Raw genomic sequence first — 17,410 nt, forward strand, 5'->3', positions numbered from 1 at the left:
CTCAAGTTATGATCCCAGTTGTCACTCCTCAGGTTTCCACTGTGGAAACCAATACGTCGAATCCCAAGACGGTAACAAGAGGCCGTCGGAGCGCATACACGAACGAGTTGGGGGAGGCCATATGTAGCGCCATTGCTGATGGGGTGAGTCTACGCGCAGTGTTGGCTCGTCCGGGTATGCCGTCCAAATCCATGGTGATGCGCTGGTTGGCTGATGAACGCTACGTAGAATTTAGGGACCAGTACGCGTGCGCGCGCGAGGATCTGGCCGACAAACTGGCCGATGAGATCCTCCAGATTGCCGATGACGGCAGCAATGACACCTTCCTCGACGCCAACGGGAACGTAAAAGTGAACCATGATGCGATTGCTCGTGCCCGCCTGCAGATCGATGCTCGTAAATGGCTGGCCGCAAAGCTGGCCCCCAAGAAGTACGGCGATGGGGGGCAGAGAGAAAATTCGGGCGTTAACCACGGGAGCATGCAGGTGAAATCGACAGTCACGTTTGTGAATCCACCCAATTGGGACGAAGACGGCAATGTGATTAAGGATGACAAAATTGGTAAGAGTGAATGAAAGCTCCAGAGCCAGTGCTGCAATCTTGTTCGGGACGAAGGGGTCGGAGGTTCGAATCCTCTCACACCGACCATATTCAACAAGGGCTTAGCTTCGGCTAGGCCCTTGTGCTTTTCCGGTCCCTCTGTTCTGTGGGGCATTTTGATTTTCTGCCCTGTTTACACCATCTGCAATCGCTAGCTATTGACTCCTCATCCGTAGTTTCCCCCTTCTTGGAAACGTGCTAACTATTTCCTTCCATACAGATTGCCCGACTCGTTGTGGGCCTCAAATGAACGGCTGATTTCAATCTCTTTGAATATCAAGGTTCGACGGCAGGAAAAGGATCACCAGATATGCAAGGCCAGGAGCGGCAATGCCAGGAATTTTACCAGACTCATTTTGTTGGATATGCACAGCAGCTTGCCCCATTTGTAGCACTTGATGAGTGCCTGCACGACTTTTTGGATCAACGTCCGAGTGGCAAATATACCGCGCACAATCGTGCTGCCGGACTGGCTGCCGCGACCTTCTGGTGGGAGCCTGCCAACTTGGAAGGTGCTCAACTGGCAAGCTTGGCATTAGGGCGTATTTTGCATTGCGAGGATGCGATCAATACTGCGTTGCTAGATCATCTGGCCGCTCGTCATCCAGATGTATTGCGTTGGGCGATTCGTTACTCGAAGCTGTTTACACGCAGCGATTCACCGCTCTGGCGGCATCTTCGGGACAATCTCGTCAGCAAGGATTGGTGCGAATTTTTCGGCGTCTGTGATCGCTTACTTGAACAACTCGAACCATTCGACGAAGCAATTGCACTGGCTGAGACCCACCTGAAGTCGCTTTCGTTACTAGAGCTGCTTTCCTATTTGAGCGTGATCGCATATGGGCAACTTGGTGCCGCTAAGGGTAGAGACAGTTCTGCGGAAGATTGGGATGTCTATGATCGGCTAATAGCGCGCAAGCTGTCGAATTGCTCTGAGCGTGATTTTCAGCTGACAGAGGAAGCTCTCGGCCGCTCTCTTAAGCGTCATTTGTCGCCAATCCTTTTTCCACAGTCAGGTGTGGGGCGAGAGAATGTTGCCAACCTCGAATCGGTCGTCTTGCTTATTGCCGCCATGCGCGAGCGAATCGACTACGAGAATTCCATCAATTGGTTTTGTTTTGACAGTGATTGCGATTACCAGCTCAAGCCGGGGCAACCGGTCATCTTCAACAAAACCGATGCGGGCTCACAGCGCTGGCAACGTACCGGGCGCAAAAGCAAATTGCTTTGGCACTACTGGATGTACCGCGCGATTGACCAATTCGCAGCTTCGGATATGGCTGGCGCAATCATAGGGAGGCCGGAAAACCACGAAGCGAATCAGCTTGCTTACATAAAAGCCATCCGCAGTCAGCTTTACCTGCAGACGATTTTCGGTCTGGGTGAGCGGGTCAGACTGAACGACGGAGCTGAGGTAGCCCTGCACCACGCGATATTAGCCAGTGAGCTGACAACCGTGTTCTTCGAGCAGGCATTTCTCCAGCCTTTTCTGCGCTATATGGATGACTCAGGTGTAGCAGTGAAGGCTCTGGGTCAATTGGCTTTTGAAGGACTTGTGCATGGTGAGAACCGCTTTCCCATCACCTGGTCGGAACCGAAAGATAAGATCCGTCGTATTTGTGGTTGGACCGTCAGCCCTGAGCATCCCAAGGGCGACACCGAAGCGGCCAGTGCCATCCTGAAGTTCTGGACCAGTGATCTGCAGGCTCTATCCGCGCAGATAAGGCAAACACCAAACATGCCGTCACCACGACTGTACGAGCGACCGTTCTACAAGATTGGCCGCTACAGCTTTCAGTTCCCCTGGGTTGCCGGTCAACAGAACAATCTGACCGCTGCGGTGAATAACCTGCGTCGTGTTCAACGCAGACCAGATTTGCGCAGTGAAACGGAGCGTATTGAACATACCCTTGCCGAAGCGCTAAGGCAGAGGGGGTTCCGCGTCGTCGTGGGCTACCAACCGCCATTGAGTGATGAGCGCGATGCTGGTGAAGTGGACCTGATCTGTCACTTGGATGGGGTAGTGTTGCTGCTTGAGGTCAAGTCTGGCTTCATTCGTTCAACTCGCCATGAAGTCTGGCTGCATCGAACCAATACCCTACGCAAGGCCGCAAGACAGTTAAAGCGCAAGAAACCGGTTGTGCTTCAAGCCCTGCAAAATGACCAAGGGTTGCGTTCGGCTCTCTTGCTGAGTGATGTCAATCCTCTGCCAGCCCTGCATGCCTGGGTTGTGGATACTGCGATTGAATTTGATGGTGAGGTCATCGATGGTTTTCACGTCGTCTCCCGCGAGGTCATGGAAATCGCTTTGCGCGATGAACCGCATTATCTGCGCGCGTTTGAACAGATGGACGAGGCTGAGGTTGGGAATGAGGAAGAGACACTGTATGCCGACGGATTCAGTGCGCAAGCTCTTGTTAGGTTGATCGAGTCCGATGGGGTCTGGAGTGACTTGCTTTAGATATCAAGATCACTCAAATATGCTTGCCATTCATTGGCGACGTCACCATATGTTGATCGGAACTAGTATGGGTTCCAGCGTTCATTCATAAAGCCGCCACCATGTTCGCGGCGATATTCTTCTCTGCGCTGCTCCTCTTCTGGGTCTGGGCGGTCGTACTCACTGTCGAGACTATCGTGGTTTTCCCAATACTCCCGCTCGGCCTCTTCCTCAAGAGTTTCTTCTATCTCGTCCTCGTCGCCGAAATCGTCGATAAGGTCATCATTGTCATTGTCATTGCCCATTGTGTTCTCTCCCAGTAGGTACAATGCAGAGTGCATTCATAATACTACAGCTAACATTGAATATTTTAGTGTGTTGAGGAGGCACGGGACTAAGACTAACTATCTTTATGGTGGCTCATAGAGTGTACCTTTTGAGTCATCGAGTCAGCCCTTCAAAAATATGGCTCAAAGCTGTTGTTTTAATTGTGAGCTACCACTATATTTAGAGCCATAGATAATGAGCTAGGCATAGGGGCATATCGTGGCAGTCATCGGGTATCTCAGGGTTAGCACGGGCGAACAGAGCGTTGGGGCTCAACGGCACAGCATTGAACAAACGCACAATGTCGAAACCTGGTTTACGGACGAGGGGGTATCGGGAGGTGTGAAGGCACTACTGCGCCCGGGCTTTGCCGAGTTGTTCAAGTTCATACGCAAGGGGGACACGCTGATCGTTCCCGCTGTCGACCGCCTTGGGCGCAATACCATTGACGTGTTGAACACGGTTGAAGCCTTGCAAGGCAAGGGCGTTTCCATCATCAGCCTGCGGGAAGGGTTTGATCTGTCCACGCCGATTGGCAAAGCCATGCTGACCATGTTGGCCGCTGTTGCAGAATTGGAACGTTCAAACATCAAGCTCCGGCAGATGGCAGGGATCGCCAAGGCGAAGGCAGAAGGTAAGGCGCTGGGGCGCGAGAAGACAATTAACGATGCTGCCGTTGCCATCTGGCGCAAAGAGAATTCAGCTAGCATCAAGCTGACGGCTGAACACTTCGGGATCTCGCCCGCCAGTGTGAAACGAGCATGTCGGTCTGCGTAATTAGCCATCTGGGCAGGTGTTTATTCCTTTGATAACGCTTCAGGTATGTTCCTGTTCAAGTTTTGGACTCATAACTCTCCCATACATCCCCGTATTCATGAGAACATCAGCACCAGTTCTCTTTCAAACCGGAGTGCGCTGTGTCGCCCATCAACAAAGCAACCCTCACCGAAGCCGACATCATCTCCAAGTATCTTCTGCCTGCTATCAAGGCTGCTGGGTGGGATGACCTGACCCAGGTTCGCCAAGAGGTGAAGCTGCGGGATGGCAAGGTGGTGGTGCGCGGCCAGATGGCGGCACGTAAAAAGGTCAAATCGGCCGATATCGTGCTCTATCACAAGATGGGCTTGCCACTGGCGGTGATCGAGGCCAAAGCCAACAAGCATGAGATTGGCAAGGGGATGCAGCAGGGGCTCGATTATGCCCGTCTGCTGGATGTGCCGTTCGTGTTCGCCAGCAACGGCGATGGCTTCGTATTTCATGACAAGACCAATCCGACCAAGCTGGAATCCGAGATCGCGCTGGAGGATTTCCCCAGCCCGGGCCAGCTTTGGGACAAACTCTGCACCTGGAAGGGCTACACCCAGGCACAGTTGCCTGTCATCAGCCAGGACTACTACTCCGATGGCAGCGGTAAGTCTCCCCGCTACTACCAGCTGCAGGCCATCAACAAGACCGTAGAAGCCATCTCGAAAGGTGAGGATCGGGTATTGCTGGTGATGGCCACCGGCACCGGCAAGACCTACACCGCATTCCAGATCATCTGGCGTTTGTGGAAGGCGGACGCCAAGAAGCGCATCCTGTTTCTGGCCGATCGCAACATTCTGGTCGATCAGACCAAGATCAATGACTTTCAGCCCTTTGGCTCGGCCATGACCAAGGTCACCGGGCGCACGATCGATCCCGCCTATGAGATCCACCTTGCCCTCTATCAGGCGCTCACCGGGCCGGAAGAGTCACAGAAAGCCTTTAAGCAGGTCTCTCCTGACTTCTTCGATCTCATCGTGGTAGATGAGTGCCATCGGGGCAGCGCCGCTGAAGACAGCGCCTGGCGCGAGATACTCGAGTACTTCTCATCGGCCACCCAGATTGGCCTCACCGCCACGCCCAAAGAGACCGAAACAGTCTCCAGCACCGATTACTTCGGTGACCCTGTCTATACCTACTCCCTCAAAGAGGGGATCGAAGATGGCTTTCTTGCCCCCTACAAGGTGGTGCGGGTCGATATCGATGTCGATCTGCAGGGGTGGCGTCCCACCAAAGGGCAGCTGGACAAACAGGGCAACCTGATTGAAGACCGCATCTATAACCAGAAGGATTTCGACCGCACTCTGGTGATCGACGAGCGTACCCAGCTGGTGGCCGAGACCATCACCAACTACCTCAAGAAAACCGACCCGATGGCCAAGACCATCGTGTTCTGCAACGATATCGATCATGCCGACCGGATGCGACGGGCGCTGGCAAACCTCAACCCCGAGCAGATGCTGAAAGATGACCGCTATGTGATGAAAATCACCGGCGATGATGACCTTGGCAAGGCCCAGCTCGACAACTTCATCAACCCGAAAAAGCCCTATCCGGTCATCGCCACCACCTCCGAGCTGATGACCACTGGCGTCGATGCCAAGACCTGCAAGCTGGTGGTGCTGGACCAAAACATCCAGTCCATGACCAAGTTCAAGCAGATCATCGGCCGTGGCACCCGTATTGACGACAAGTACGGCAAGCTCTGGTTTACCATTCTCGACTTCAAGAAGGCCACCGAGCTGTTTGCCGATCCCCGCTTCGACGGCGAGCCGGAGCGCGTCATGGTGGTCAAGCCGGCAGACATCAACAACCCCGATGATGGCCTGGGCGATATCATCGACGGCGCCGATCCACTGCCAGCAGATGAACCCGGCGACAATGACGATCCGCTTGCCCCCGGGGTTGATGAACAACCCGGCAGCTACACAACCGGTAGTGACGGTGGTCAGGGGGGCGCAGGGGGCCTAGGCACAGGCCCGCTGGGTGGCCCCGAGCCCGGGGTCAGCAAGTATTATGTCAACGGCGTGGCGGTCAGCGTCATCGCCGAGCGGGTGCAGTATTACGATGCCGATGGCAAGTTGGTGACCGAATCCTTCAAGGACTACACCAAAAAGACCCTGCTCAAAGAGTTTGCCACCCTCGATGCGTTCACCAAACGCTGGCAAGGGGCCGAGCGCAAGCAAGCCATCATGGATGAACTGGCTCAGGCGGGCGTGCTGTGGGAGGTATTGGAGCAGGAAGTGGGCAAGGAGCTCGACCCGTTCGACCTTATCTGCCACGTGGTATACGATCAGCCGCCGCTGACCCGCCGCGAGCGGGCCAACAACGTCAAAAAGCGCAACTACTTCACCAAGTACAACGACACCGCCCAGCAGGTATTAACCCGCCTGCTCGACAAGTATGCCGATCAGGGGGTGACCGAGATTGAGACCAAGAATGCGCTAAAAGTCGCCCCCTTTACCGAGTTGGGGCGCCCGTTGGAGTTGGCCAAGAAGGGTTTTGGTGGCCCCAAACAGTTCGAGCAGGCCATCACCGAACTGGAACAAGAAATTTACCGTGAGCAGCAGAGCGCCTGACGACCTGACTGCTTCTGAACTACCATGCGGCCATTCCAATGATGGCCGCTTGTTTTATCGATACTCCTGACGCATTCGCCCCTGTATTCGTCACCATTTTTGTAAAAAGCAGAGAACCCCATGTCATCCATCAGCTCAGTTATCAAATCCATTCAGGACATCATGCGCAAGGACGCCGGTATTGACGGTGATGCCCAACGCCTCGGCCAGCTCTCCTGGCTGCTGTTTTTGAAAGTGTTCGACGCCCAGGAAGAGGAGCTGGAGTTTGAGCAGGATAACTACCGCTACCCCATCCCCGAGCGCTTCCTGTGGCGCAACTGGGCGGCCGATAGCGAAGGGCTGACCGGCGATGCCCTGCTCGATTTCGTCAACAATGATCTGTTCGACAGCCTGAAAAACCAGCCAGCCAATATCGATCTCAACCCCCGTGGCTATGTGGTGAAAGAGGCGTTCAGCGATGCCTTCAACTACATGAAAAACGGCACCCTGCTCAAGCAGGTGATCAATAAGCTCAACGAGATCGACTTTACCGACAGCAGCGAACGCCACCTGTTTGGCGACATCTACGAGCAGATCCTGCGCGACCTGCAAAGCGCCGGTAACGCGGGCGAGTTCTACACCCCCCGCGCCGTCACCCGCTTTATGGTGAACCGTATCGACCCCAAACTCGGCGAGCGGATCATGGACCCGGCCTGTGGTACCGGCGGCTTTCTTGCCTGCGCCTTCGACCATGTCAAAGAGCACTATGTCGAGACCTCAGCCGACCATCAGACCCTGCAGCAGCAGATCCTGGGTGTCGAGAAGAAACAGCTGCCACACCTGCTCTGCACCACCAATATGCTGCTGCACGGCATCGAGGTGCCGGTGCAGATCCGCCACGGCAACACCCTCGACAAACCGCTGTCAAGCTGGGATAGCGATATCGATGTGATCCTCACCAACCCGCCCTTTGGCGGTACCGAAGAGGATGGCATCGAGCAGAACTTCCCCGCCGATCTCCGTACCCGCGAAACTGCCGACCTGTTCCTGCAGTTGATCATCGAAATCCTGAAAAAGGGTGGTCGCGCCGCCGTGGTGCTGCCCGATGGCACCCTGTTTGGCGAAGGGGTCAAAACCAAGATCAAGCAACTGCTCACTGCTGAGTGCAACCTGCACACCATAGTTCGGCTGCCCAACGGCGTGTTTGCCCCCTATACCGGCATCAAGACCAATATCCTCTTCTTCACCAAGGGCCAGCCCACCAAGGATGTCTGGTTCTATGAGCACCCCTATCCGGCTGGGGTGAAGAACTACAGCAAAACCAAGCCGATGAAGTTCGAGGAATTTGAAGCCGAGATCGCCTGGTGGGGCGATGAGGCGGACGGCTTTGCCGCCCGGGTAGAGAACGAGCAGGCCTGGAAGGTCAGTATCGAGACCATTATCGAGCGCAACTTTAACCTCGATATCAAAAACCCCCATGTCGGTGAGCAGATAAGTCACGACCCTGACGAGCTGCTGGCACGCTATGCCAAAGAACAGGCTGAAATTCAGAACCTGCGTAACCAGCTAAAAGCCATTCTGGGCGACGCCTTGGGCAAAGGTGCGGTCAAACAAGAGGGGCAGGCATAATGGCGATCGAGAATCTGATTACCGACCACCTGGATCTCTGGACTGCAGCGGTGCGCCCGAAAAGCAGTGCCGGGCGCGGCAGCAACAGCAAGCTGGAACTCACCGGCATCAAAAAATTGCGAGAACTGATCCTGGAGCTGGCCGTGCGCGGCAAACTGGTGCCGCAAGACCCCAGCGATGAACCGGCCTCCGTGCTGTTGGAACGGATTGCCGCCGAAAAAGCGCGGCTGGTCAAAGAGGGCAAAATTAAAAAGCCCAAAGCCTTGCCGGAAATTGGTGAGGAAGAGAAGCCGTTTGAATTACCGGAAGGATGGGAGTGGTCAATGCTTGCAGAGATCGCAGCGATCAATCCACGTAATGAAAGCGATGATGCTGTTGATGCATCATTTGTACCTATGTCTTTAATCAGCACCTCATATAACGGGCATCATGAGTTTGAAGCAAGGAAGTGGGGCGAGATAAAGAAAGGTTTCACCCATTTTGCTAATGGGGATATTGGTATAGCAAAAATAACACCATGCTTTGAGAATAGTAAGGCTGCAGTTTTTCGTGGTTTAATTAATGGAATAGGCGCAGGAACGACAGAGCTTCATATAGCTAGACCATATACAGATTATGTTTCAGCATTGTTTATATTATTAAATATAAAGTCGCCTATATATCTCAAAAAAGGTGAGGCAGGAATGACCGGAACCGCAGGTCAAAAGCGACTTGCCAAGGATTTTTTCTCATTCTATCCATTGCCAATTCCACCATTTTCAGAACAGCACCGCATCGTTGCCAAAGTGGATGAGCTTATGGCCCTCTGCGACCTGCTGGAGCAGCGCAGTGAATCACAGCTGGCGGCCCATCAGACGCTGGTGGAGACCCTGCTCGCCACACTGACAGACTCCTGCGATGCCGACGAGTTGGCGCAAAACTGGGCGCGGCTAAGCACTCATTTCGATACCCTCTTTACCACTGAGGCCAGCATCGACGCCTTGAAACAGAGCATCCTGCAACTGGCGGTGATGGGCAAGCTGGTACCGCAAGACCCGAGCGATGAACCCGCTTCAGCTCTACTGGAACGTATCGCTGCCGAAAAGGCGCGGCTGGTCAAAGAGAAGAAAATCAAAAAAGAAAAACCGCTACCAGCGATCAGTGAAAACGAAAAGCCGTTTGAGCTACCGCAGGGATGGGAATGGTGCCATTTAAAAGACATCATAACCATAATGGATGCAGGCTGGAGTCCTGCTTGTCCTCCTGAATCCTCACCAGATATTGATACTTGGGGTGTCCTGAAGACAACAGCAGTTCAAACCTTGGAGTATCGAGAATATGAGAACAAAGTTCTTGATAAAACAAAAACTCCGAGACCAGAATATGAAGTTATGGTTGGCGACATCCTAATTACTCGTGCTGGCCCTAAAAATAGAGTAGGAATTTCATGCTTAGTTGAAAAAACCAGACCAAAGCTGATGATTTCTGACAAGATAATTCGATTTCACTTGGTCGATATTGGTTTATCGGAACGTTTTATATCTCTATGCCTAAATGCTGGTGCAACAGCTGTCTATATTGATGACTCCAAATCTGGCATGGCTGAAAGCCAAATGAATATATCTCAAGATAAACTTAAGTTTGCTCCTATTCCGTTGGGTCCTATAAAGGAGCAAAACCATATTATGGATAGAGTGGATCAGTTAATGACCCTCTGCGATCAACTTAAATCCCGACTGCAAACCAGCCAGCAGACCCAGCTTGCCCTGGCCGAGTCGCTGGTGGAAGGCGCCCTTGCCTGACCCCTTATCTTTTATCCCAAGCAGGCCTTGGCTCAGATGTTCGATGGAGCAAAGATGAATCATAAAAATGTGCTGGTGGTAAACCTGTGCGAAACCTATCCAACCGACCGCCCGGTGGTGGATTGCGCGCGTTCTTCTTGGGCGCTGGATGACGATAGAGCCCGGTCTATTGATACCGTGGTGGGGGTGTATCAGAACACCGTGCGGGTGGTGATCAAGGGCTGCACCCTGGTGCCCTCCACACCCGAAGTGGTCGGCCAATATTGGGACGAAGGGTGTCAAGGTCGCTGGTACGCGCAAGGGGGTGAGGCCTATCACGAGGGGCAGGTATTCACCGTCAAAGCCGCCTGCCCCCAGGTCTTTCAACCCCTGGCGAGTGTGCAGGGCATTCGCTACCTCACCCAGGAGCAGTTTGAACGGATACCAGAAGGGATCACGTTAAAGTAACAGCGAGGGTCAGGTCTTGCGATGGATGAGGCCAGCTGATGCGGCCACACAGGCCTGACCCCACGCGCTCCACCTGTTTTCATTTACCGCTACACAAGTCGATTTACCATGAGCCTCTTTCATATCGCCAATCAACAGCTGACCCGATTAACACCCACCACCTTTGCCGCCGAAGGGCTGCAAGAGCGCCAGGATTTGCAAGAGGCGTTAAAGCGCAATATCGCCGCCATTGCCCCCGATTGCCTGGTGATTGCCGACGAGTTTTCCGACTGGGAAGATAGCCGCCGCCGTATCGATCTGTTGGCCATCGACCGTAATGCCAATCTGGTGGTGATCGAGCTGAAACGTGATGAAGTTGGTGCCCATATGGAGCTGCAAGCACTGCGCTATGCCGCCATGATCGCCAATATGACCTTTGATAAAGCCTGTGACTACTTTGCGGCCTATATCGAGCAAGAAGGGCTGCAAATCGATGCCCGCACCACCTTGCTGGAGTTTGTCGATCTGGACGAAAACCAGCTCGATGATTTCGGCAACGAGGTGCGCATCGTGCTGGCGTCGGCTGACTTTGGCAAAGAGCTGACCACCTCTGTGTTGTGGCTGCGGGACAAGGGCATCGATATTCGCTGCGTGCGGCTGACCCCGTTCCGCTATCAGGGAGAGATGCTGATCAATGCTGCGCAGATCATCCCGCTAGAAGAGGCGGAGGCTTATCAGATCCAGTTTCGAGAAAAGCGTGCCGAGCAACGGGCCAGCCAGCAAGGCACCAGAGACTACAGCAAGTACCGCTTTAACGGTGGGGTTTACAACAAACGCCATTTTGCCTTGGCGGTACTCAGTCATTGGATAAAAGACCGGCAACTTGCCGATCTGGCCGGGATCACTGCCTATCTGGCGCAACTTGATCTGGCCAGAAAGGTAACGCCGGTTGACCAGATCCCGGAAAAAAACCTTAACCGCTGGCATGTAGGCGAGGGCAACCTGATTGAGCTGCCATCGGGTGAGCAGATTGCCATCTCCAACCAGTGGGGAACCGATACCGAACGGTTGCTGCAGGGGATGACACAGTTGGGCTACCAGATTGAAAAGATCTAGCAATGTGAGGGGATATTGAGGTTTAACGGGCCATCCATCCGATGATGGACAGGCCGCAATATCGCCGATAAGCAAACCACGCTGGCAGGCCAAAAACCGTCAAACAACAACCCCGGCGTAAGTTGCAAAGCAACCAAGCGGCCGGGGTCATGTTGCGGGCAACCTTAAAGAGAGGCCCTCTTTCAGTCAAACATTTTTGCCCCATTTTGTGACGGATAGGGTGGTAGTCGAGTGGGTATTAAAGCAGGATCTCGAAGGCTCTTCAGCTAGGTGAGAGCCTGCTTGAAATATCAACATTACAAGGAGTTGCGATGCTACATGCCATTTTGCATGGCAAGGCTGGCCGGATCGAGCGGGAAGGGGAATCCCTGCGCTGGCGCGACCTGTTCAAAGGCAGCGAAGATCTGCTAACTGCTACTTTCTTTGGCCGTCTACCCCACCTCTCGGACGGTGCTTTGGGTGCCGTGCTGCGCTTTCTACTCGGTGACAATCCGCTAGACCCGGCCACCTTTCAACGGCTGGAGCTGTGGCCAAAATTGGTATCGCTGCAGGATCGCCGTTATGTCGAGCCCGATGTGCTGCTCCACTTTGGCGACGCGCTGGTGGTTATCGAGGTGAAGCCCCCGTTCGGTGGTGACCAGTATCGGGAGCAGTGGCTGGCCCAGCTCAATGCTGTGGTCAGTGAAGCCGAGTTTGATGACTATGAAGACCGGCTCTATTACGTAGCGCTCGGCAATATCCCTGTCGCCCCGCTGTCTCGCCCAGATCTGCCGAAGCGCTTTGTCCAGATGACCTTGCGTGAATGGGAGCCACTGCGCCGCTATCTGCAAACTGCCTCCGAGTTTGAATCCTGCCGTCAGGATCGCACCATTCGCGATGAGTGGCGGCAGGCGTTTGAGCTGTTTGGCATGGCCCCGGTGGTGCCTGAATGGGCGCCGTTGTTTGCCTACGCAGGGCAGCTGGACCTGGATTGCGGGATGATGTCTGAGCGGGAAACTCCCCCACCGGCTGAGCCTACTGGTTGGGCTGCTCTGCTCGACTATGCCGGGACATTGCACCTATCTCGCCCCGATTTCTCTTTTTTGAATCACTGACTCTGGCTAAGGATGCCGCCATGCCACACGATCTTGAACAGACCACCCAGCTGGTTACCCAACTGCAACAAGCCCACCGACTCGCAGCCGGTTTCTACCAGCGTATCCTCCCGCTATTCGATCAGATCGCCAGTCAGGCGCTGGACGCTGAGTTCTGGTATTGGGAGCCCAGCGAAAATAGCCGCCCCTGCCGCTCGGGAACCCGCCCGTCCAGCAGCTGGGCATGGGACTATCTGCCACTGTTTGCATCGAATCACGCCTACCGTGACTGGGACGGCGATACCGCACAGCAAGGTGATAAGACACTGGTCTTCCGGCTCTTTCTCGATCACGATTTTCGCCGCACCTCTTCTTTGCGAGCGGGAGTAAAAGGTCAGCCAGATCCTTTGCAACTTAATGGGCAGGCCATTGTGGAAGTGACTCTGTTCCGTTGTCTGGAAAATAGCGACAAGCATTTCGACGAGCTGTGGAGCCCGGTGCCTTGGCCCCTGCATCAACCGGATTGGAAGCAAAGTGAGGAGTGCAACCAGCTGGCATTTTGCTCCAATCATGTCCCCCTCGCCCAACTGCTTGCAGACCCTGATAGCGTTGTCCGTTGGATTGAAGAGATGAGCCATCGTTAGGATGCCTCAGTGTGCTGAAGGTGCCTGATATGTAGTCTGGCGCCTTTAGCCTGTGTTCCGGCGGAGGCATGGAGTGCTAGTACTTAGGTATGCTCGGCCTACTATGCCAGTTTTCTCTCTGTACCCACGTGGACGTTTGGTCATGAGGCATGCACTCGTGACCTGTGGATGAACGCTAGCGCCATCATCTATCACGAGCGGCATGGATGGTTTTTTGAATGCGGCGTCTCTGTGGTCGTGGCAGGGGGCGCGGTAGCACTAAAATATTATTGGTATACGGATAGGTATACGGATAGGTATACGATGAGGCTTTTATAATGAAAGTTCACTGATTTTAAAGGCTTTTAGGTACTATTTTCGATTCCGGCCTCGGCACCATTAAGATTAAAGAAAAAAGCCTTTCAGATTAGACAGATACGACGCTTCATTGCGTCGTTTTTGTTTTTACCCCTCTTTTAGACTTCTCTCCTGCTTTTCCTTTCTTGTCCATCTGTTGTTTAAGTGACTTACGGCTTACGGCTTACGGCTTACGGCTTACGGCTCCCAGCGACTTGCTGCACACCACGGGTTCGGCGTTCCAACAAAGGCAAGAACCTGTGATTGGGCTGCGATGGGTGACTTGGTCAGGCGATGGCCAGGCGCTTGAGCGAGGTGAAATATTGGCGATCCTCAAGCAGGATATGCTGGGCGACCACTTCATAAGCCAGAAAATGCAGCAACTCCCCCGCGTTGACCTGATCGTGCTCGAAACGCTCTAACAAGCGATGCGACCGCGCCACCAGCTGGGCGTGGATCAGGCCGTGGGCGCTCCCTTCCACGTAGCCTTCCTGTTGGAAAAGCGCCTCTTCATCGTGGAAATGCTGCTCAATGTCCGCCACCAGCTGCGCGATGAGGCGGGCGATCTCAGGCTTGGGTTGCGACTCCAGCAGCGCCTGCAGCAGGGTATTTGTTTTCTCAAACAAGCTGCGATGCTGGTTATCGATCAAGGTGATGCCCGATTCATAGGTACTGCGCCACACCAGGTGCACCAGATTGGGGAGGGGGGACGAGGTCTGACCCGGTTCATGGTGCAGGCTCTCGTTTTCCACCCGATTGCGGCCTGCGGCTTTTGCCCGGTAGAGCGCCTGATCGGTGCGCTCCAACCAGGTATCCCAACTATCCGTCGATTGACAGACAGCCAGGCCAAAGCTGGCGGTGATCTGTAACCCGTTTGAAAACGGATACTGCTCGATGGCACTCCGGATCCGCTCCGCCAATGGCGCGGCATTGGCAAAACCGCTGTTGGGGAGCAGCAGCAGAAACTCCTCACCTCCCCAGCGCCCCAATAAATCGGTTGTACGGATGCAGCTCTGCACCACGGCGCAGAACTCTTTGAGGGCGATGTCGCCAGCCCCGTGACCGAGTTTGTCATTAATCTGCTTGAAGTAGTCGATATCCATCATGATCAAGGAGACCGGATGGCCGTAGCGTTCGAGTCGGGCCATCTCCTGCTTGGCGGTCTCCTCTATATGTCCCCGGTTCCAAATCCCTGTGAGGCGATCCTTCATGGCCAGCTGACGGTTCTGCTCATCCGTGCTCTCCTTGATCATCAACACAAAACCATTGGACATCAGGAGCAATGTGATAAAGGTCGCCAAAAACGTGACCACTTGAATGGGGGTCTCGCGCAACAGGCTGGAGATGTCGTCGGGGTAAAACATCACGCTAAAAAAGCGCAGGGTCAGCACGGCGATCGAGAGGCTCAACCCGCTGGCAATCAGATACTTGCCACGCCCGCTCACCACAACGCGCCTATCCAGCAAGGTGATCAGCACGACCAGGCACTGCACACTGCAGATGGCGCCGCAGATCATGATGCGGGCACCGATATCATCCATGAAAAAGCTGAACGTCGTCGCCAACAACAGGGGTGGTGCGTAGAACCACAAGCGCGACAGGCGGCGCTGCTGAAATACCACGACGGCCGCCAAGAAGCACGAGAGACTCGCTGATAACGCCGCGTTCGCTACCAAGACAGAGAAGAAGTCATGTATCTGGTTACGCAGGAAGAACAGCGTGAAGACCAGCGTCTGCAAGGCCAGCCCGAGCGTCCAGAGCTGTAGCTCCTTCTCGTCTTTGGCGCGGGTGACCCAGCCGACTGAACACGTCAGGGTCACGCTGGCAGCGATGATCATCATAAACATGGTGGGGATATCAATGATCATCTGGGCACACTGATTGATTAAGGTCAGCTGCCATTCTAATAAAGGCGCTTTCCTCGTGCTACTTGCTCGTCACCCGTTTTAGTGCTCGATCGCATTCCCCACGCGGGCACGGTCAATATGCATCGGTGTGGCCACAGAGCGGATCGCCTGACCTGATCAGGCGATCCGGCTCATCTCGCGTCAGTCATCACCCCTGGACATTGACCAGGATCCGGCCACGCACCTGGCCTGCCAGGAAATCATCCCCCAGGGCCACGACCTGGGAGAGGGGCACTTCCCGGGTGAGGAGGTTGAGGCGGGTCAGGTCGAGATCCTCGGCCAGGCGGGACCAGGCCTGCTGGCGCAGCGGGCGCGGCGCCATCACGCTGTCGATGCCATAGAGGGTGACGCCGCGCAGGATGAAGGGCATGACGGTGGAGGGGAAGTCCATCCCCCCCGCCAGGCCGCAGGCGGCCACGGCGCCGCCGTAGCGGGTCGTGGCGCAGGCGTTGGCCAGGGTGTGGCTGCCGACGGTGTCGATGACGCCGGCCCAGCGCTCCTTGCCCAGCGGTCGTCCCGGCGCGGCCAGCTCGGCGCGATCGATCACCTCGGCGGCGCCGAGGGACTTGAGGTAGTCGGCCTCGTGCAGCCGTCCGGTGGCGGCCACGACCCGATAGCCCAGCTTGGCCAGGAGGGTGATCGCCACGCTGCCCACGCCGCCGTTGGCACCGGTCACCAGGATGTCACCGTCCCCGGGGGCCACGCCGTGCTTCTCCAGCGCCATCACGCAGAGCATGGCGGTGTACCCTGCGGTGCCGATGGCCATGGCATCCCGGGGCTGGAAGCGCTCAGGCAGGGCGACCAGCCAGTCGCCCTGAACCCGTGCCCGCTCCGCCAGCCCGCCGCTGTGGGTCTCGCCCACGCCCCATCCGTTGAGCACCACCTTGTCGCCGGGGTGCCAGTCGGGGTGCTGGCTCTCCAGCACGGTGCCGGCAAAGTCGATGCCGGGGATCAGGGGGAAGCGGCGCACCACGGGGGCGGCGCCGGTGAGGGCCAGGCCATCCTTGTAGTTGAGGGAAGACCACTCCACCGCCACGGTCACATCCCCGGCAGGCAGCACCTCCTCGGGAATGCTCTGGTAGCTGGCGCGATAACCCGCCTCGTCTTTCTCGATCAGAATACCCTTGAACATCTTGTCTACTCCCATTAATTGGACTGGTTGACTATTAATAATCGTAAAAAATTACTTCGCTAACATCATGAAAAAGTTGAGAAAAGAGAGCATGGGCTCGGTATTGCCCACCAGGCGCGCGCGCAGCACGGCCCCTTCCCAGCCGATCCAGAACTGATGGGCGAGGGCGGAGCAGTCGCAGCCGGGGGGCAGANNGCAGCTCGGGGGAGAGCTGCACCACCTCCTGACCCAGGTTGCCCACGAGGCAGCCCCGCTGGAACGCAAACCGGGTCATGCCCCGGCAGGCGCTGTCGACGAAGGCGGCAAGGCGCGCCAGGGGGGGCAGGCTCTCATCCTCCAGATAGCGCGTCAGCTTGCGGCAGAAGTAGTGGTGATAGGCATCCATGACCGCCAGGGTGAAGTCGTGCTTGGTGGCGAAGTAGTGATAGAAGGAGCCCTTGGGGATCCCGGTCGACTGCAACACCCGCTCGATGGAGGTGGCGGCGATGCCCTGCTCGGTCAGCAGCTCCATGCCCCGGCGGATCAACAGATCCCGGGTGTCGGCATAGGTGTGCCCGTGCTGGGCAGGGCGGCCGCGAGGGCGGCGGGGCAGGGGGTCATTGGCTTGCATGGGGATTATTAGACGCCTCTACTAGAA

At 55.5% G+C, this 17,410-nt stretch carries 14 protein-coding genes; 10 read left to right on the plus strand and 4 right to left on the minus strand.

The window, feature by feature from the left end; all coding sequences use genetic code 11:
• Positions 1-41: 41 nt before the first annotated feature.
• Entirely contained in the window at positions 42-575 is a 534-nt protein-coding gene (locus BN1136_RS07010) for a terminase small subunit-like protein (RefSeq protein ID WP_231557842.1), read from the plus strand.
• Positions 576-910: 335 nt separating this feature from the next.
• Positions 911-3,061 (plus strand): nuclease-related domain-containing protein, encoded by a 2,151-nt coding sequence (locus BN1136_RS07015; protein ID WP_043759543.1) that lies wholly within the window; start codon positions 911-913, stop codon positions 3,059-3,061.
• Between the two features lie 62 nt (positions 3,062-3,123).
• Here BN1136_RS07015 and BN1136_RS20165 read toward each other — a convergent pair whose 3' ends face one another.
• Complete coding sequence (locus BN1136_RS20165) at positions 3,124-3,345, minus strand: hypothetical protein (RefSeq protein ID WP_152552605.1); 222 nt, start codon at positions 3,343-3,345, stop codon at positions 3,124-3,126.
• A gap of 241 nt (positions 3,346-3,586) precedes the next feature.
• Between BN1136_RS20165 and BN1136_RS07025 the strand changes: the two genes are divergently transcribed.
• The 8 genes from BN1136_RS07025 to BN1136_RS07060 all read left to right on the plus strand — a co-directional run bounded on the left by BN1136_RS07025 (position 3,587) and on the right by BN1136_RS07060 (position 13,398).
• Positions 3,587-4,144, plus strand: a complete 558-nt coding sequence (locus tag BN1136_RS07025; RefSeq protein ID WP_182933292.1) for a recombinase family protein — start codon at positions 3,587-3,589, stop codon at positions 4,142-4,144.
• 140 nt (positions 4,145-4,284) lie between these two features.
• Positions 4,285-6,750 carry an EcoAI/FtnUII family type I restriction enzme subunit R gene (hsdR, locus tag BN1136_RS07030; RefSeq protein ID WP_043759549.1) on the plus strand — a complete coding sequence of 822 codons (2,466 nt, stop codon included), beginning with the start codon at positions 4,285-4,287 and terminating at the stop codon, positions 6,748-6,750.
• A 120-nt stretch (positions 6,751-6,870) separates the two neighbouring features.
• On the plus strand, positions 6,871-8,358 hold the full coding sequence (locus BN1136_RS07035; protein WP_043759551.1) for an N-6 DNA methylase: 1,488 nt from the start codon (positions 6,871-6,873) through the stop codon (positions 8,356-8,358).
• The gene (locus BN1136_RS07040) at positions 8,358-10,139 is read left to right on the plus strand and encodes a restriction endonuclease subunit S (protein ID WP_043759552.1); all 1,782 of its coding nucleotides are present in this window, start codon (positions 8,358-8,360) and stop codon (positions 10,137-10,139) included. The genes BN1136_RS07035 and BN1136_RS07040 overlap by 1 nt, the downstream gene beginning before the upstream one ends.
• Before the next feature lie 54 nt (positions 10,140-10,193).
• The gene (locus BN1136_RS07045; protein ID WP_043759554.1) at positions 10,194-10,586 is read left to right on the plus strand and encodes a hypothetical protein; all 393 of its coding nucleotides are present in this window, start codon (positions 10,194-10,196) and stop codon (positions 10,584-10,586) included.
• 108 nt (positions 10,587-10,694) lie between these two features.
• Entirely contained in the window at positions 10,695-11,681 is a 987-nt protein-coding gene (locus BN1136_RS07050) for a PDDEXK family nuclease (protein WP_043759556.1), read from the plus strand.
• A 311-nt stretch (positions 11,682-11,992) separates the two neighbouring features.
• Complete coding sequence (locus tag BN1136_RS07055; RefSeq protein WP_043759559.1) at positions 11,993-12,775, plus strand: hypothetical protein; 783 nt, start codon at positions 11,993-11,995, stop codon at positions 12,773-12,775.
• Between the two features lie 20 nt (positions 12,776-12,795).
• A complete protein-coding gene (locus BN1136_RS07060; protein WP_043759560.1) occupies positions 12,796-13,398 on the plus strand; it encodes a hypothetical protein in 603 nt (200 codons plus the stop codon).
• Between the two features lie 623 nt (positions 13,399-14,021).
• On the opposite strand, the gene BN1136_RS07065 is transcribed toward BN1136_RS07060, so the two are convergent.
• The 3 genes from BN1136_RS07065 to BN1136_RS20660 all read right to left on the minus strand — a co-directional run bounded on the left by BN1136_RS07065 (position 14,022) and on the right by BN1136_RS20660 (position 17,383).
• Positions 14,022-15,602 carry a diguanylate cyclase gene (locus BN1136_RS07065; protein WP_052365667.1) on the minus strand — a complete coding sequence of 527 codons (1,581 nt, stop codon included), beginning with the start codon at positions 15,600-15,602 and terminating at the stop codon, positions 14,022-14,024.
• 187 nt (positions 15,603-15,789) lie between these two features.
• The gene (acuI, locus tag BN1136_RS07070; RefSeq protein ID WP_043759562.1) at positions 15,790-16,773 is read right to left on the minus strand and encodes an acrylyl-CoA reductase (NADPH); all 984 of its coding nucleotides are present in this window, start codon (positions 16,771-16,773) and stop codon (positions 15,790-15,792) included.
• A 34-nt stretch (positions 16,774-16,807) separates the two neighbouring features.
• The gene (locus tag BN1136_RS20660; protein WP_407921446.1) at positions 16,808-17,383 is read right to left on the minus strand and encodes a TetR/AcrR family transcriptional regulator; all 576 of its coding nucleotides are present in this window, start codon (positions 17,381-17,383) and stop codon (positions 16,808-16,810) included.
• Between the last annotated feature and the right edge of the window lie 27 nt (positions 17,384-17,410).

Origin of the sequence: Aeromonas taiwanensis (assembly GCF_000820165.1) — a bacterium.
Lineage (GTDB): Bacteria > Pseudomonadota > Gammaproteobacteria > Enterobacterales > Aeromonadaceae > Aeromonas > Aeromonas taiwanensis.